Below are 16,269 nucleotides of genomic sequence, written 5' to 3' on the forward strand. Positions count from 1 at the left end.
CTTAGAAAATGCGTCGATGCTCATGGTTATACTCCTGAAAAAGGGAGTATAAGATCACAACTCGATCAGCGGGTCAAATCTGCTGTGATTGGTCGGAAAATGTTCGCGATCTCACCCTGATCACTGGGGTAGCCTTGATTGTGGCAATGACGCCGCAAAGAGTGCCTGCTAATCACCGGTGTGCTCAACTCAGGCAAAACTACTGGCTATAGCACCGAACAGACAACCGACGTGAAATCTGAGGGAGAAAAACCACACCTTGGCGAGAAACCGCAATCGTTGCTCTAGCCAGCCTTGAGGCTTACTGAAGCTGCTTTATGCCGGGATTTTAAAGGCTTCAGAAAAGTGGACACATCCGGTACAGAACTGGAACCTGACATTATCTCAGTTAAGTATCCACTTTCCTGGCAGGGTCGATGAGTATGTAGATCTGTGACTACGCTGACACAGAACTATGAACACCCTCCCTAACAAGCCCTCTTACCTTGAGATATAGCAACTTCCAACGGTATTCTTAGGTAATTTATTTTTCCATCCCGACTTGGCTGCTTCTTCAACTCATCAAATCCGTAGACCATTTGAACAACTACTCCAGGAATAAATTTCTTAATATTATCTTTATGATTTACATAAATACCTATTGTTTTCTCTGTACCGTCTTCCAATATTAAGTCTACCGTATTATTGACGCCCCCCCTGTCTTGACCAGTCACATAACATTTTTTAATAATACCAGATACATACTCCAACGGAATTTTTTTATTTTCTATACTTTTCCACCACTCATCGGAACCAAAAAGCCCATATTTACCTTTTAGACCCAACAATGGCTTTGATTCATCCAATGTTAACTTTTGTGCAAACTCCATATTCTTTTTGTCATGCTTTAACTCTTCTCTCAAAGAATATACAAGTTCCATTAAAAACGTTGATGAACTCAATTCTAATATCATCATTTCACCTCATTAATTAACTTCTTCAAAGTCAATTATATTGTCATTAAATATATCTAGTGCCATTCCCTTGCCTAGTTGTGTTGTTGTTTGACCTTTTTCAATTTTCAATCTCGAATTTGTCTCTGTCCATTTTCCATTTCGCATCACCAAATGTGGAAACTCTCTAACGGTAGCCATATTGGCCGCAATAGCAATATCCTGAAGTAGAGCAGATGTTCCTGGTTTTGTAGTAAATTTGACCGTTATACCATCATATTTATTTGAGTATTCTAGAAGCGGCGATATCGATGTTTCCCCTGTTGCTTGTATACGTCCTGTCTGTTGCAATCTGTAATAATCTGGTTCACTTAAAGTTCGGTACATGATTTCATTGTTATAAGAATCGTAATCCAACACTGGATTTAGATCATTTGAAGATCTGTATGCTGGCTTACCTATCTCCGCCGGATTAACCCCCTCATCCCTATGCCCCTGCAGATCATGATCTTGCTCGGCAATAGTTGGTGATTTGGGACAGCCCGTTTCCGCACTTAACCCCAACGGATCAACCCAGTTTATCGGGTTTGGTACGTATTGGTAGTTATTTATTCCACCGGATAGCTTAATTGGATCCGGCGTCAAAAAATGACCAGAGTTTGGATTATAGTATCGATGACGGTTGTAATGTAGGCCGGTTTCTTCATCAAAATACTGGCCTTGAAAACGCAGTGGTGTATCAACAGAATACGCTACTTTACGCTTCACGTTACCATAGGCACGATACATAACTTCCCAAGCAAGATTACCATTGGCATGGATCAGTTCTTGTGGGGTGCCAAGATGGTCAAGTTGATAATAGAAGCATTCCGCTTGCAGCCCTTCCCCTTCCAATTGCACCAATGGGCGGAAGGTACCCAGCTCATAAATGAAACTGCGGTAATCTTGCCCTGCCACTTCTTCAGCAATTAACCGTTCACCTTGCCAGAAAAACAGCGTTTCAATACCATTAACCTGCTTTTTATAGCGGCGGCCAAAAGGGTCATAGAAATACTGTGCCGTCGTACCATTAGGTAGATGCACTTTACTTAAGCGATGCTGGCAGTCGTATTCATAATGCGTGACGAGCTTGTGGCCTTTACCCCTGTATTCGGTGATTAAATTACCAAAAGCATCGTAAGCAAATTGGCGATCACCCTGAACGTATAAGCGGTTGCCTTTTGCCTCACTGGGGCGGTGTGCATGCGCCTCATCTGAAGTGAACATGCTACGTACGTTACCGCTGGCATCATGCTCAAAGCGTTCTTCGACTGTGCCTCGCACTGCTGTTAATCGATCAAGTGGGTCATAGTCGTACCACACTTTGCCTTTGCGACTATCGGTTATTTCTGCCAATAATCCAGTGGCGTTGTAATTGTAATCCSGCTGTTGCAGCACCTTTCGAGGATTATTACTGACGTGTATGCGGGTATTGGCGTGCTGGCTATGACCAAAGGTGAGCAGCTGCTGGGTGAGTCGACCTTGTTCATCATAGGCATAATGATTTTGTGTCTGTCCCTGTTGGCGTGAGGTTTCTCGCCCATGTTGGTAGCTATGACGAGTGAGCGGTTCACCGTTTAAGTCAATACCATTGAGCAAGCTGCCAACCTGATAGTGATAACTGAGTCGGTTGCCATCCGGAAGCTTCATTTTGCTCAAACGGCCTTGATTATCGTAACCGTAACGCAAGGTGGCAAAGTCTTGGTGTTCAGCAGTCAGTTGACCTAGTTTGTCATATTCAAAGAAGAGCGGGCGTTCACCATCATCCACTAACAGAAGTTTACCTTGATCGTTATATTGGTAATCAATCACCCTACCGTCATCTAAACGTTTCTGGGTAATGCGCCCCATGACGTCACGGTCAAATTCGGTGATTAATTCAGGGGAATCAAACGCGGTACTGCCGATTTCTTTTTTGGCTATTAGGTAGCCTTGCGCGTTGAGGGTGTATTGGGTATTGCGGCCAGCGAAGTCAATTTCTTGAATAACACGACCATTCACGTCGTATTTTAACTGGTAATGCTCACCAGATTCATTTTCGACATCGGTGATTAAACCGCGCTGCTCGTCATACTGATAACGTAGCGTCGTGCCATCCGGGTTGTGTTGTTCGCGCAATAAGCCTGTGTCACTATCGTAAACATATTGTGTGGTACGCCCTTGCTCATCCGTAAAATGCGACACTTTGCCGAGTGCGTTATAACGATAATGCTGTGTATGATCACCGGAATGGTGCAAACAGGTAACGCGATCTAATGCATCGTATTCATACTGGGTAATGGCACCGTTGTCAGCCCGTAACACGATCAGTCGGTGACGTTCATCGTAACGATAGGTGCGATAATCCCCTGTTGGTAGGCGCTCTCCTACCAATTCACCGTATTGGTTCCATTCCAGTTGGTGGATGCCACCATCAGGATAGTGAATTTCTTTGAGCTTGCCCTGCTCGGTATAGTGATACTGGGTAAGTGCACCACTGGGGTCGGTCTTGGCAATAATGTCGCCTTGGGCATTGCGCTTATATAGCCAGCGTTGGTCACCTCGTTCGACTTTTCGCAAATAGCCTTTGTGGTAGTCAAAATGAGTAACCGAGCCATCTTTATCAATGAACGCACTGACGTTGCCGTTATTGTCGTAGCGGTAAGACTTACCAATTCCATCTTGATCTTCTTCCCGTAACAACAAGCCATCATCATTGTATTCATACAATGTGGTCGTGCCATCAGCCGCGACTTGTTTGACTAAATTGGCATTCTCATCATGAAAATAGGTCACACCTGTCGCGTCATCAAAACGGGCGACGGACTCGCCTGATTCGGGTTTCCACTGGAATTTCACCCTAAAGGCAGGCGCTTTACTGCTACACGACAGTGCTTTGACGTGCTTACCTTTTCCCTGCCATTGCCATTGAATCTTCAGCCCTCCGCCGAATTGACGGGAAGTCAGCACGTAGTCAGCGTTGTAACCATAATATTCGCGCTCACCGGCAGCATTTTCAACAATAGTGAGCTGGCCGGCGCCATTGTAGTGATAATGCGCAAGACACGTTCTACTCGGTTCGGCTAAATAATTAATATGAGATTCAAACTCAACCGCCACTAAACGGTCGCGTGATACCGTTTTAAACCCAGCATCTACATCCATTTGCTGATAGGTGAAACGTAATGCCGTATTGTGTTGCGTCTCTAATTTACTGATACGCGAGTGCTTGTCGTAACGTACCGATAATCGGTTGTTATATTTATCACTCAGTGCAACGAGGTAGCCTGTGGCTCTGCTTGCATCATCAGCTGAACGTACTATGCGAAAATGATAGAAAGGCTGATCCGGTTGGCAAACGATATATTCAGCGATAACGCCTTGAGCTTGTTCACTCGGTGTTGGCGCTTCCCCTAGATAGATTGCCGTACCTGCATTGAAGTTGACAATCGCAGGTTTATAGCCTATTGGCACAGAAAACTGATTCGTGCGGCTTTCATGATCGCGCCAATAAACTTGGCCATCAACTACCCATAAACGGTGCTCTAAACTGTGCGCCCAACCATGACCCAATACCCCTTCTTGCTCAACGGCACTTGTACGATAATATCGCTGCCAATCAAACGGCATGACCCCTTGCAAAGTTGCATCGTGCAGAGTGAGTAATTCTTCCCCCGTAACCATTGAAACAGGGTCTCCTTCGCAAAAAGTCTCACCACTACACTTGGCTGTATCACCATTGTCGTTTTGGCTTGACGTATTTTCCTTACTGGCTAACTGGGAATCGACTAATTCTGTGCGCTGTTCTGCTTCGTGGGTTATCGAGGTCGACGAATCCTCACCAGATGGACCATCGACCTGCTCGCCCGTCAAAGCTTCTGGTTGCACTTCTTTGCTCTCTACACTCTGCGATTTATCCGTTGATGTGGTACCGCTAGGGGTTGCGTATTGCGTCTTTCCTTTATAATCCGAATCGAGATTACTCGCTGTTTGATGAAATATCTTATTGGATTGAGGGACATGAGCAGGAATGAGTGCACGGGCATTACCTAATAAATCAGCAAATGCATTTAAAATAGTCTCAGTGTCAGGGGCTTTTCTGGCACCACTGACATTCTCGACAACTTTGACACCTGTTGCGATCGCTTTACCCCCGTATTTGGCGGCCAGACCCACTCCACCCGTGAGCACGACGCCAATAACCACATCGAACACCAGCCCCATCAAGAGGTCGCCAGACAATGTCGCTAGCACCTGAGGCGGGATCATCTTTGTCCAAGAAATAAAAGCCGAGCCAAACAGAAAGAGAAACGCTTCATCTTGCAATATGGCCAAACCGTTACTGATCGCGGTATTGGCGCTTTCCAATAGTTCGGGGACTTTCTCCCAGTCAAAATCCATGACTGATTGTGCAAAATCAAGTGTATTTCCCACCGGATCAAGCAAAAAATTCAACAGCTGTTTAATGGCATCCCAGGCTTGCTTTAGCATATCCCACATGCCTTCAAAAATGGCTTTAAGACCATTAACGGCACCTTCCCCGGCTTTTTTTAGCAATAATAATTCTTGCTCTACCGCACTTAAACCCAGCCAGTGGTCCCATTCCGCTTTAAAAGTCCCCCACTGTGTATTCAGCCAACCAATATTGGTATTAATCACGCTATCGTAAGAGGAAAATAAACCGTTTAGATCTCCTTCATTCACTTCAGGATAAAAAACAATTTGATAACTCTTGCCGGGCTCCAAACCTTCAATGGTGGCTTTGCCATCTGGCCCCGTCATTCCTGTTTTGACGGTCTGTGTGGTATTAGTGGGTACATAACCCGTACCGGAGCCATATTGGACAGACCCAGTACGCACTTCAAAAGGCGTATTGGCAATCGGCAAGTAATAAACCGATTGAAAGGTGTGATAAATGGTTAACTTACCGTTTTTCGGACACGTCGCAGTAACAGAGACACGATCGTCTTGCATATCAATCACTGCATCATTTTCTTGATTCCCCTCCACAACCAACCTTTGGTCCATACGGAAGCCACCCAACAAACCGCTATAAAACACCTCTTCCGTCTGTTCACGGTACGTAGACAGGCAGTTGCGATAGCTTTCAATAATATCGGTTTTGATCTGATCAGCTGGCAATAAGGTCGCGTTGGTATCCATACTCAATAACGTTCCGTAAATCTGGGTAATAGTAAATGTGGGAGGAGTTACACCGTCATGTCGTCGCGTAGCGATTGACACAATGCTGACAGTAATGCCTTATGACGTTCAATTTTGTTAACGGCTGTTTTATTACTGTCGGTTTCATCGCGCTCTGCTTGCTGTCGCCAGCGATGATAAAAACGGGTCACTTTGGCTTTTACGACGGGAGCAGGAAAAGCAAAGTACAGGTACGCTTTCTCTTCTTTAAGAAATTGCAATACGTTTGCGATAACGGGTGCGGGGTCTGCTTGCGCAATGGCTTCCATCAAGCCCGGCGGCAACGTCCACCATGGCGACACTTGGGGAGGCGGCACAGATGAAAGCACTGGCGTGGTATAAGAGACGCCATTCACCCAGTAGTGATTCACGACAGGTAGCCAATGTGCCATTTCATCGCCGATCACATGACAAGTGATGTTAAAAAAGTGACCATCCCAATAACGAAAAAAAACACGCTTCCCTTGCTGAGTATTCACTTGCGTTAAGCCGGAGAAATAATCCACCAGCGTGTGTGCGGGTAACGGCGAACTCAACAACCATCCCCATTCACGAGAAGGTTGAGAGGCGCACCAATCCAAGAAGGGAGAGTCTTTTGCCACAGATACCAATCGTGGCATGGCATCAAACCACATACGGTATGGATCAGTGGTATAGAGCGGAGAAAAATGCGGTCGAGACTCTAACGCTTGATAACGTTCAAATGGCTTAGTCTGACAAACCCCACTCACGACCGCATACATATGGTGCGATGCTGGCACATTTTCTAACCATTGCACCAATGTCTGTTCCACTACCTGCATGCTCGACATCCTTTCTCACACTGTCTCTGATAAGCCTAATTTTGGTCACAATTAGATCGCACAACCATCATCCTGACACGCGATACACTCTTCGCAAAAGGGAGCTTTAGATGACAATGTTTTTGCTTGTGCGGAACTAGGCCCTGCACTATCTCCAATAAACACATTGCCGCTGCCTCCCATTACGACACCGCCGTGAGAAGTACTGTCCCCCATTCGTGCAGCGGGCTTCCCATTAATAGACACACTGCCTGAGCCTCCTTTTATAGAATCTGGCGGGCCGATACACACCATCATGTCGCCCTGACGAGCAGCAGGCATACCATTGATAAACACGTTAGGTGATCCAGCAACGGCAGGGCCGCCTACATGCGGTACTTTAGAGGTCACCTTGGGACATACATGATTATCCCCAAGACGTGCAGCGGGCTTTCCCATCGTTCCATTCCATTCGCTAACTACAAGCTACCGCTAACCGGTTAATGCATCGGCTCTGGGTGCACAAATATGCGCATAAACATACGACTACTGCGGGTAAAAACAAGCAGCAAAGTTGCAAGCGTGGAGGTTAATAGTAGAAATATGAAACTGATAAATTACGTTGTTTCGAGGGGGAATTTTAGATGATGGTTCGCGTAGAAATAGCAGCGGATAGACGCATTAAAAAGAGGAAATAGAGCGAGGAAGGGTAAAACCGACTATTCAAGAAAGGCTCTTGTTTTATGATACACCGAAACGAAAAAAGGAGAGCCGAGGCTCTCCTTTTCCGTAAAAACTAAACTGTAAAATTACAGAGCAGCTTTTGCCTTCTCAACAAGCACTGCGAAAGTTGCTTTGTCGAATACAGCGATATCTGCAAGGATCTTACGATCGATTTCGATAGACGCTTTCTTAAGACCGTTGATGAAACGGCTGTAAGACATACCATTCTGACGAGCAGCAGCGTTGATACGTGCAATCCATAGTTGACGGAAAGTACGTTTCTTGTTGCGACGGTCACGGTAAGCGTATTGACCAGCTTTAGTAACAGCCTGGAAAGCTACACGATAAACACGTGAACGTGCACCGTAGTAACCTTTAGCTTGTTTAAGAACTTTCTTGTGACGTGCACGCGCTTGTACACCACGTTTTACGCGAGGCATAGGAGACTCCTAACTAATAAATTAAAAAATAAAACTAAAAACGATTAAGCGAACGGAAGCATACGAGCAACTGCAGCCACTTCACACTTAGGAAGGATTGCATTTGGACGAAGCTGACGTTTGTTCTTAGTAGTACGTTTAGTCAGGATGTGACGCTTAGTTGCGTGCTTAAACTTGAAGCCACCAGCAGTTTTCTTGAAACGCTTAGCAGCACCTTTGTTGGATTTCATCTTAGGCATGATGAGACTCCGCATTGTTGATAGTTAATAAACATAGTAATTAGGCGAACAAAAAACGCTGCGTTAAGCAGCGCTTTATGCTACTTGAATGCCTGGATTACTTCTTCTTTGGAGCAAGCATCATCGTCATTTGACGACCTTCAACTCGGTTCGGGAAGCTTTCAACAACCGCTAGGTCGATGAGATCATCCTTAATGCGATTTAGAAGATCGATACCAAGACTCTGGTGGGCCATTTCACGACCGCGGAAACGCAGTGTGACTTTGCCCTTGTTGCCCTCTTCTAAAAAGCGACTCAGGTTGCGCAGTTTTACCTGATAATCGCCTTCGTCTGTACCAGGTCGGAATTTAACTTCCTTGATCTGGATTTGTTTTTGCTTTTTCTTTTGCTCTTTAGCAGCCTTGCTCTTTTCGAACAGGTACTTGCCATAGTCCATCACACGACAAACTGGTGGCTCGGCATTCGGGCTAATTTCAACTAGATCTACACCAGCTTCATTAGCAATAGCCACTGCTTCTTCGATAGAAACAACACCGATGGACTCGCCATCGATACCAGTAAGACGCACTTCACGTACACCGCGAATTTCGCCGTTCAAGCGATGTGCATTTTGCTTAACTGGAGCTTGAGTTCTTTTTCCGCCTTTAATACCTTATTCCTCCAAAACATTGAGCTTACGACTGCTAATATCTTGCTGCAAGAATGCAACAAGTTCATCAATCTTAAATTTACCCAAATCTTTACCCTTGCGAGTACGAACTGCTATTTCGCCTGCTTCGACTTCTTTGTCACCGCAAACCAGCATGTAAGGCACTCGCTTCAAAGTATGTTCGCGAATTTTAAAGCCAATCTTCTCATTTCTCAAGTCCGCATTGACTCGAATTCCACTTTTTTGTAATCGTTCGACTACTTGTTGAGCATATTCAGCCTGGCTGTCAGTAATATTCATGACAACTGCTTGCTGAGGCGCCAACCAAGTTGGGAAGAAGCCAGCATATTCTTCGATAAGGATACCGATAAAGCGCTCTAGTGAACCAAGAATAGCACGGTGAATCATAACTGGCGTGTGACGCTCGTTATCTTCACCGACATAGGTTGCACCTAAACGCTCAGGTAGTGCGAAGTCTAACTGAACTGTGCCGCACTGCCAAGCACGATCTAAACAATCATGCAAAGTAAATTCAATTTTCGGTCCGTAGAATGCACCTTCGCCTTCTTGAAGGTCGTAAGGGATCTCCATAGATTCTAGTGCAAGCTTAAGATCGGATTCCGCTTTATCCCACATTTCGTCTGAACCTACACGCTTTTCTGGGCGCGTAGACAGTTTAACAACGATGTTGTCAAAACCAAATGTCTGGTACGTATCATAAACCATCTTGATGCAAGATGTTACTTCTTGTTGTACTTGGCTTTCAGTACAGAAGATGTGTGCATCATCCTGTGTAAAGCCACGTACACGCATTAGGCCGTGTAGTGCGCCTGATGGTTCGTTACGGTGACAGCAGCCGAACTCAGCCATACGCAATGGCAAATCACGGTAAGATTTCAGACCTTGGTTGAAAATCTGTACGTGACCTGGGCAGTTCATTGGCTTGATAGCATATTCACGGTTCTCAGAAGAGGTAGTGAACATATTTTCAGCGTATTTGTCCCAGTGACCAGAACGCTCCCACAGCACACGGTCCATCATTAGAGGACCTTTTACTTCTTGGTAGCCGTATTCGTTCAGCTTGTCGCGAATGAAGACTTCTAGCTCACGGAAGACTGTCCAGCCATTGTGGTGCCAGAATACCATACCTGGTGCTTCTTGCTGCATGTGGTACAGATCAAGTTGCTTACCCAGTTTACGGTGGTCACGCTTCGCCGCTTCTTCAAGACGCGTTAGGTGCGCTTTCAGCAGTTTCTTGTCTTGGAATGCTGTGCCGTAGATACGCTGCAACATTTTGTTGTCGCTGTTACCACGCCAGTATGCACCCGCTACGTTAAGTAGTTTAAAGTGCTGACAGAAGCTCATGTTCGGCACGTGTGGGCCACGACACATGTCGATGTATTCTTCGTGATGGTATAGGCCAGGACGGTCATCGCGTGATACGTTCTCGTCTAGGATTTCCATCTTGTAGGTTTCACCACGTGATTCAAACGCATCACGTGCTTCCTGCCAGCTCACATTTTTCTTAACGACGTTATACTTGGTTTTCGCTAGTTCGATCATGCGTTTTTCAATGGCTTCAAGATCTTCTTGAGTCAGAGATTGTTCTAGATCGATATCGTAGTAGAAACCATTGTCAATCGTTGGACCGATTGCCATTTTCACATCTGGGTACAACTGCTTGATGGCGTGACCAAGTAGGTGAGCACATGAGTGACGGATAATTTCTAGGCCGTCTTCATCTTTTGCAGTGATAATTTCCAGACTTGCGTCATTTTCAATCAGATCACAAGCATCAACACGTACACCGTCAACGCGACCAGCGATACACGCTTTTGCAAGACCAGGGCCGATTGAAAGTGCGATGTCCATTGTTGATACAGCGTGGTCGAATTGACGCTGGCTGCCGTCAGGAAGAGTAATTACAGGCATTGAATATTCCTTACAGTGGTGCCACACACCAAGTAGCACATGTTGGTTGTAAAGCCTTTGAAAGCTTTTAGGATAATTAATAGCACTTGCGTTTCACCAACCCCGCAATACTGAGCGATATAGCGAAACGAAGTGGGAAGAATAATACAGAGGGCTATACCTAATTGCAAAGCCTCTCAGCGATAATCATTCTTCAACTACGTGATATGTCACTACATACAGGGCATCGACATTCGGATAAATCTCGTTAATTACCGATTTCAATTCTGGTAGCGTCATATTCTCTTGCTCAGCATGAAATTCCGTTAACGCTGAAAATTGCACGGGCGTCACCGCATCAATGTGCAATTTACAAAACCAACGCCCTTCTTCGAGGGTAGACACATCGACAATGGAGCCGACTTGGTAATCGCGCTCAGATTCATCTCGAATAGTGATGGTTTTCTTCTTCGCAAGGATATCGCTTTCAAAGCGAGCGAAGAATGTCATTGTGGTTGGAATTTGGCTCACAGTAATTTCACATTTCTCGTAGTAATAGGGACTATTGCTCATCGCAGCGCGCACCCGTGCAGCGATACGATGAAACAATCAGACAGTTTGCAATGCGTTTAATTAACGACGTCGTGGACGCGATGCACGCTCTTTATATGATGACGCGGCCTTCGCTTGTGACAACTCAATCGACTCAAGGGTCAACACCATTGGTGAGCGTGGTACAACGCCAGGGGCAAAAGTACGCTTACGTGGCGGCAGTACATATTCTTCATCGCTGGCACGTGGCATACGCTTAAAGCGCGATAGGTAGAAGCCTTCCAGCTTTTCACGCGCCCATTCCGTTTTGCGGAAATATTTCACACACGCAGGGACAGACGGGTTTTTCTGGAAGCAATGAAAACGCATTGAGGCCGCTAAAATCTCCCAGCCATAAAAATCAACCAACTCCGTCAACAGCTTGTCTAGGCTGAGGCCGTGAAGTGGGTTGTTTTGTTGCTCTGCGATTTTTTTCGCTTTATCTGCAGATACGTCTGCTTGCTGTTCTTGAAGTGGTTGTGTTTCTTTCATCATTCTTTCCTGAAACAAGCTCGCCATTGGCGTATGTAGGGCTGATTATACGTGTTAGTTTTTGCAAATGCTCCACAAAACCGCCTGAAGACGCTTATCCCCCCTTTCTCTCTGTCCCCTGAAAGATTTGCAATCCCGCTATCTAGAACGCCGTCATACACACACGTCAACGATTACTGACAAAAATGGTCACACTTCATTCACAACGAGGCTTGAGTTTCTCTTCCAGATTGCTTATGTATTGATATAGACATATTCAATGGTAGATCACGCGAATGGATACAGTGTTGACGAACCTGAACATGGTTACCCTGACACCGGAAGACGGGTATCGGATCATCGAAAATGCCCACATTGGGATTACCGATGGCAACATCGTCTTTGCCAACAACACACCGCTGCCTGCTTGTCATGGTCATCCAGAGATTATTGACTGTCAGGGTGCACTGGTGACACCGGGCCTCATTGATTGCCATACCCACTTAATCCACGCTGGTAATCGCGCCGAAGAATTTGAGATGCGTTTAAACGGGGTGAGTTATGAAGACATCGCCCGACAAGGCGGTGGGATCCTTTCGACTGTTTACGCCACCCGTGCCGCCTCTGAGGAATATCTGTATCAACTTGCCCAGCAACGGCTGAACGGACTCAAGCAAGACGGCGTTACTACCGTTGAAATCAAATCCGGTTACGGACTCACACTGGACGACGAAATCAAAATGCTCAGGGTGGCACGTCGCCTTGGCGAACAAGCCGATATTAACGTAGTGACCACCTTACTGGCCGCCCATGCCCTGCCGCCTGAATTTAAAGACAATGCCGATGGTTACATTCAGCACATTTGTGACGATATGATCCCGCGGGTCGCGCAAGAAAAACTGGCAGATGCCGTGGATGTGTTCTGTGAAGGGATCGGGTTCTCTCTCTCGCAATGCCAACGTATTTTTGCCGCCGCCCACCAGCATGGACTGGCAATAAAAGGCCACACCGAACAACTCTCTCACCTTGGCGGCAGTGCTATGGCGGCGAGCATGGGGGCGCTCTCGGTTGATCACATTGAATATTTGGATGAAGTAGGCATCGCGACATTAGCCGCAAACAATACCGTCGCAACGCTTCTGCCGGGGGCATTCTATTTTCTTCGAGAAACGCAGCGCCCTCCCATCGCACTGCTGCGTCAATATTACGTACCAATGGCACTGGCCAGCGATTATAACCCCGGTACGTCCCCTATCGCCTCACTGCGCACAATGATGAACATGGGCTGCACCTTATTTGGCCTGACACCAGAAGAGAGCTTACGCGGCGTGACTCAACACGCCGCACAAGCACTGGGCATGGGACACCTTAGGGGGCAAATACAAGTCGGCATGTCGGCAGATTTAGCGGTATGGGATCTCACTCATCCTGCTGAGTTAAGTTACTGTCTTGGTGTCCCTGACCTCAGGTTCCGTATGGTAAAGGGGCAACGCTTTCCTCATGACCGCCCCCAATATGGCGCTCACGCAGCCCAAGGAGATGCCCATGACCAATGATATGAGAGTCCCTAACATGCAGGTCTGGCAAGGTCGTACCGATCCAGAGGATGGTCCGCTAGGTCGCCGTTGGCACCAACAAATCCAACCGGCCGATCACGCCAATGACGAAGGTATCATGCTGCTCGGGTTTGCCTGCGATGAAGGGGTGGCGCGTAATAAAGGCCGCACTGGTGCGTATGATGCCCCGCCCGCGATCCGCAAAGCGTTGGCAAATCTGAGCTGGCACCATACCGATCCCATCTATGATGGGGGCGATATTATTTGTAATGATGGCAATCTGGAACTGGCGCAATACCGGTTAGGGGAAGATGTCTGCCATGCCCTACGACAAAAACACAAAGTCATCGTCTTAGGCGGCGGCCATGAGGTCGCTTGGGGAAGCTTCCAAGGGATTGGCCAGTACTTGCAGCAAAAACAGCAGGCGACGGATCTCACAGACAAGGGAGAAAAAATACCCACTCTGGCATCTCCTCCGCGTGTGGGGATCATTAATTTTGATGCACATTTTGACCTACGTAATCCCCCAGCAGGTCAACAATCGGAACGAGGTAGCTCCGGGACGCCTTTTCATCAAATTCACCAATTTTGTGAACGACAACATTGGCCCTTTCATTACGCCTGTTTAGGCCTGAACCGTGCCGCCAATACACAGGCCTTATACCAGAAAGCTGATGCGTTGGGCGTGTTTTACCGTGATGATGACCAACTCACTTACGCGCAACTGGCGACGGTCACGGAATCCCTGCATGCCTTTATTGCTCAGTGTGACTACCTGTACCTGACCATTGATCTCGATGTGTTTCCCGCTGCTGTTGCCCCCGGCGTGAGCGCCCCTGCCGTCCGCGGTGTCGCGCTGGACATTGTAGAAGCATTACTCGTACCGATTCTGTCTGCCCAAACACCTTCCGGTGAGCGCAAGTTACTGGTGTTTGACATGGCTGAGTACAACCCGCGGTTTGATACCGATAACCAAACCGCACGGTTGGCTGCACGGTTAGCGTGGCTAGTCTCACGAGAAATCAGATAAGAAAATAGAGAATCCCGATCACAAGGAGTTCGTCATGACACAGTCTGCTTCCCCCGATCCCCGTTTAGATGAGACCCGTACGATCATTGCACCGACAGGCACCACCCTCAACGCCAAATCATGGCTCACTGAAGCGCCGCTGAGAATGCTGATGAATAATCTTCACCCTGACGTCGCTGAGCACCCGCATGCGCTCGTGGTGTACGGCGGGATCGGGCGGGCAGCACGAGACTGGGCCTGTTACGACAAAATAGTTGAGGTGCTGAAGCGACTGGAAGACGATGAGACCCTGCTGGTGCAATCGGGTAAACCCGTGGGGGTCTTCAAAACCCACAACAATGCCCCTCGGGTACTCATTGCCAATTCCAACCTTGTGCCCCATTGGGCAAATTGGGAACACTTTAACGCCCTCGATAAACAAGGCCTGATGATGTATGGGCAAATGACCGCAGGCAGTTGGATCTACATCGGCTCTCAAGGCATTGTGCAAGGCACCTATGAAACCTTTGTTGCGATGGCCAAGCAGCATTTCAACGGTGACAGCCGTGGCCGCTGGATCCTCACTGGCGGGCTCGGTGGCATGGGGGGCGCGCAACCCTTAGCCGCCACCATGGCGGGGTTCTCCATGATTGCTGTTGAATGCGATGAAAGCCGAATCGACTACCGCTTGCGTACCGGCTACCTCGACCGCAAAGCCACACACCTCGACGAAGCACTGGCATTGATCGAACACGCCAAGCAAACCGGACAGCCCATCTCCGTCGGTCTAGTCGGCAATACCGCTGACATTTTTCCGGACATCGTCAAGCGTGGTGTTATTCCGGATTGCACCACAGACCAAACCTCCGCCCATGACCCGCTCAACGGCTACTTACCACAAGGCTGGACCATGGACTATGCCGCTAACATGCGCCAACAAGATGAAGCCACCGTGGTAGAAGCAGCCAAGGCTTCTATGGCTGTTCAGGTACAAGCCATGTTAGCCCTCCAACAAGCGGGATCCGCCACCGTGGATTACGGCAACAATATTCGCCAAATGGCGATGGAAGCTGGCGTGATCAACGCGTTCGATTTCCCAGGGTTTGTGCCTGCTTACATTCGACCGTTATTTTGCGAAGGGATCGGCCCCTTCCGCTGGGCGGCACTGTCGGGGGATCCCGACGACATTTACAAAACCGATCAAAAAGTCAAAGCCTTGATCCCTGACGATCCTCACTTGCACCGCTGGCTCGACATGGCACAAGAGCGTATTCAATTTCAGGGACTCCCTGCCCGAATTTGCTGGGTCGGATTAAAAGATCGTGCGAGATTAGGCTTGGCATTCAATGAGATGGTCAAAACAGGCGAACTCATCGCTCCGATAGTGATCGGGCGGGATCATCTCGATTCCGGCTCTGTCGCCAGCCCAAACCGGGAGACAGAAGGCATGTTGGATGGGTCTGATGCCGTATCAGATTGGCCTTTGCTCAATGCCCTGCTCAACACCGCTTCCGGTGCGACGTGGGTGTCATTGCATCATGGCGGTGGCGTGGGCATGGGTTTTTCTCAACACTCAGGCATGGTGATTGTTTGCGACGGCACCGATGAGGCCGCCGAACGCATTGCCCGCGTGCTGCACAATGATCCCGCAACAGGCGTAATGCGCCATGCCGATGCAGGCTATGACATTGCCGTGCAGTGTGCCGAAGCACACGCCTTGGATCTGCCCATGTTGCATCCGTCTTC

The 16,269-nt window shown here is 47.7% G+C and carries 11 protein-coding genes and 3 pseudogenes; 4 read left to right on the plus strand and 10 right to left on the minus strand.

Going from position 1 to position 16,269, the window contains the following annotated elements:
• Window positions 1-301: 301 nt before the first annotated feature.
• Window positions 302-436, plus strand: a pseudogene (locus L4C36_RS20115) (IS256 family transposase); the annotation flags it as partial.
• Between the two features lie 31 nt (window positions 437-467).
• Here L4C36_RS20115 and L4C36_RS20120 read toward each other — a convergent pair.
• The 10 genes and pseudogenes from L4C36_RS20120 to L4C36_RS20165 all read right to left on the minus strand — a co-directional run bounded on the left by L4C36_RS20120 (window position 468) and on the right by L4C36_RS20165 (window position 11,979).
• Entirely contained in the window at window positions 468-956 is a 489-nt protein-coding gene (locus L4C36_RS20120; RefSeq protein WP_428479585.1) for a hypothetical protein, read from the minus strand.
• Window positions 957-965: 9 nt separating this feature from the next.
• Window positions 966-6,113 carry an RHS repeat-associated core domain-containing protein gene (locus L4C36_RS20125; RefSeq protein ID WP_428479586.1) on the minus strand — a complete coding sequence of 1,716 codons (5,148 nt, stop codon included), beginning with the start codon at window positions 6,111-6,113 and terminating at the stop codon, window positions 966-968.
• A 47-nt stretch (window positions 6,114-6,160) separates the two neighbouring features.
• Complete coding sequence (locus L4C36_RS20130) at window positions 6,161-6,955, minus strand: DUF4123 domain-containing protein (protein ID WP_428479587.1); 795 nt, start codon at window positions 6,953-6,955, stop codon at window positions 6,161-6,163.
• A gap of 153 nt (window positions 6,956-7,108) precedes the next feature.
• Window positions 7,109-7,393, minus strand: a pseudogene (locus L4C36_RS20135) (PAAR domain-containing protein); the annotation flags it as partial.
• Window positions 7,394-7,743: 350 nt separating this feature from the next.
• Window positions 7,744-8,097: a 50S ribosomal protein L20 gene (gene rplT / locus L4C36_RS20140; RefSeq protein WP_299022697.1), complete on the minus strand. Its 354-nt coding sequence runs from the start codon at window positions 8,095-8,097 to the stop codon at window positions 7,744-7,746.
• Between the two features lie 44 nt (window positions 8,098-8,141).
• Complete coding sequence (gene rpmI, locus L4C36_RS20145) at window positions 8,142-8,336, minus strand: 50S ribosomal protein L35 (protein WP_036832349.1); 195 nt, start codon at window positions 8,334-8,336, stop codon at window positions 8,142-8,144.
• Between the two features lie 97 nt (window positions 8,337-8,433).
• On the minus strand, window positions 8,434-8,985 hold the full coding sequence (infC, locus tag L4C36_RS20150; RefSeq protein ID WP_428479602.1) for a translation initiation factor IF-3: 552 nt from the start codon (window positions 8,983-8,985) through the stop codon (window positions 8,434-8,436).
• Window positions 8,986-8,988: 3 nt separating this feature from the next.
• On the minus strand, window positions 8,989-10,917 hold the full coding sequence (gene thrS, locus L4C36_RS20155; protein WP_428479588.1) for a threonine--tRNA ligase: 1,929 nt from the start codon (window positions 10,915-10,917) through the stop codon (window positions 8,989-8,991).
• Between the two features lie 186 nt (window positions 10,918-11,103).
• Window positions 11,104-11,469 carry a N(4)-acetylcytidine aminohydrolase gene (yqfB, locus tag L4C36_RS20160; protein WP_428479589.1) on the minus strand — a complete coding sequence of 122 codons (366 nt, stop codon included), beginning with the start codon at window positions 11,467-11,469 and terminating at the stop codon, window positions 11,104-11,106.
• Between the two features lie 60 nt (window positions 11,470-11,529).
• Window positions 11,530-11,979, minus strand: coding sequence for a VF530 family protein (locus L4C36_RS20165; protein WP_428479590.1), 450 nt, complete (start codon window positions 11,977-11,979; stop codon window positions 11,530-11,532).
• Between the two features lie 275 nt (window positions 11,980-12,254).
• Here L4C36_RS20165 and hutI point away from each other — a divergent pair, with 275 nt between their 5' ends.
• The 3 genes and pseudogenes from hutI to hutU form a co-directional block, all read left to right on the plus strand.
• On the plus strand, window positions 12,255-13,514 hold the full coding sequence (gene hutI, locus L4C36_RS20170) for an imidazolonepropionase (RefSeq protein WP_428479591.1): 1,260 nt from the start codon (window positions 12,255-12,257) through the stop codon (window positions 13,512-13,514).
• Window positions 13,498-14,544 (plus strand): formimidoylglutamase, encoded by a 1,047-nt coding sequence (hutG, locus tag L4C36_RS20175; RefSeq protein ID WP_428479592.1) that lies wholly within the window; start codon window positions 13,498-13,500, stop codon window positions 14,542-14,544. The genes hutI and hutG overlap by 17 nt, the downstream gene beginning before the upstream one ends.
• Window positions 14,545-14,578: 34 nt before the next feature.
• A pseudogene (hutU, locus tag L4C36_RS20180) lies at window positions 14,579-16,261 on the plus strand (urocanate hydratase); the annotation flags it as partial.
• Window positions 16,262-16,269 lie beyond the last annotated feature (8 nt).

This window comes from Photobacterium japonica (assembly GCF_050337005.1).
Lineage (GTDB): Bacteria > Pseudomonadota > Gammaproteobacteria > Enterobacterales > Vibrionaceae > Photobacterium > Photobacterium japonica.

Coding starts and splice junctions, on each gene's coding strand:
- L4C36_RS20120 (WP_428479585.1), bottom strand. CDS start 956: ATGATGATATTAGAATTGAGTTCATCAACGTTTTTAATGGAACTTGTA.
- L4C36_RS20130 (WP_428479587.1), bottom strand. CDS start 6,955: ATGCAGGTAGTGGAACAGACATTGGTGCAATGGTTAGAAAATGTGCCA.
- rplT (WP_299022697.1), bottom strand. CDS start 8,097: ATGCCTCGCGTAAAACGTGGTGTACAAGCGCGTGCACGTCACAAGAAA.
- rpmI (WP_036832349.1), bottom strand. CDS start 8,336: ATGCCTAAGATGAAATCCAACAAAGGTGCTGCTAAGCGTTTCAAGAAA.
- thrS (WP_428479588.1), bottom strand. CDS start 10,917: ATGCCTGTAATTACTCTTCCTGACGGCAGCCAGCGTCAATTCGACCAC.
- yqfB (WP_428479589.1), bottom strand. CDS start 11,469: ATGAGCAATAGTCCCTATTACTACGAGAAATGTGAAATTACTGTGAGC.
- L4C36_RS20165 (WP_428479590.1), bottom strand. CDS start 11,979: ATGAAAGAAACACAACCACTTCAAGAACAGCAAGCAGACGTATCTGCA.
- hutI (WP_428479591.1), top strand. CDS start 12,255: ATGGATACAGTGTTGACGAACCTGAACATGGTTACCCTGACACCGGAA.
- hutG (WP_428479592.1), top strand. CDS start 13,498: ATGCCCATGACCAATGATATGAGAGTCCCTAACATGCAGGTCTGGCAA.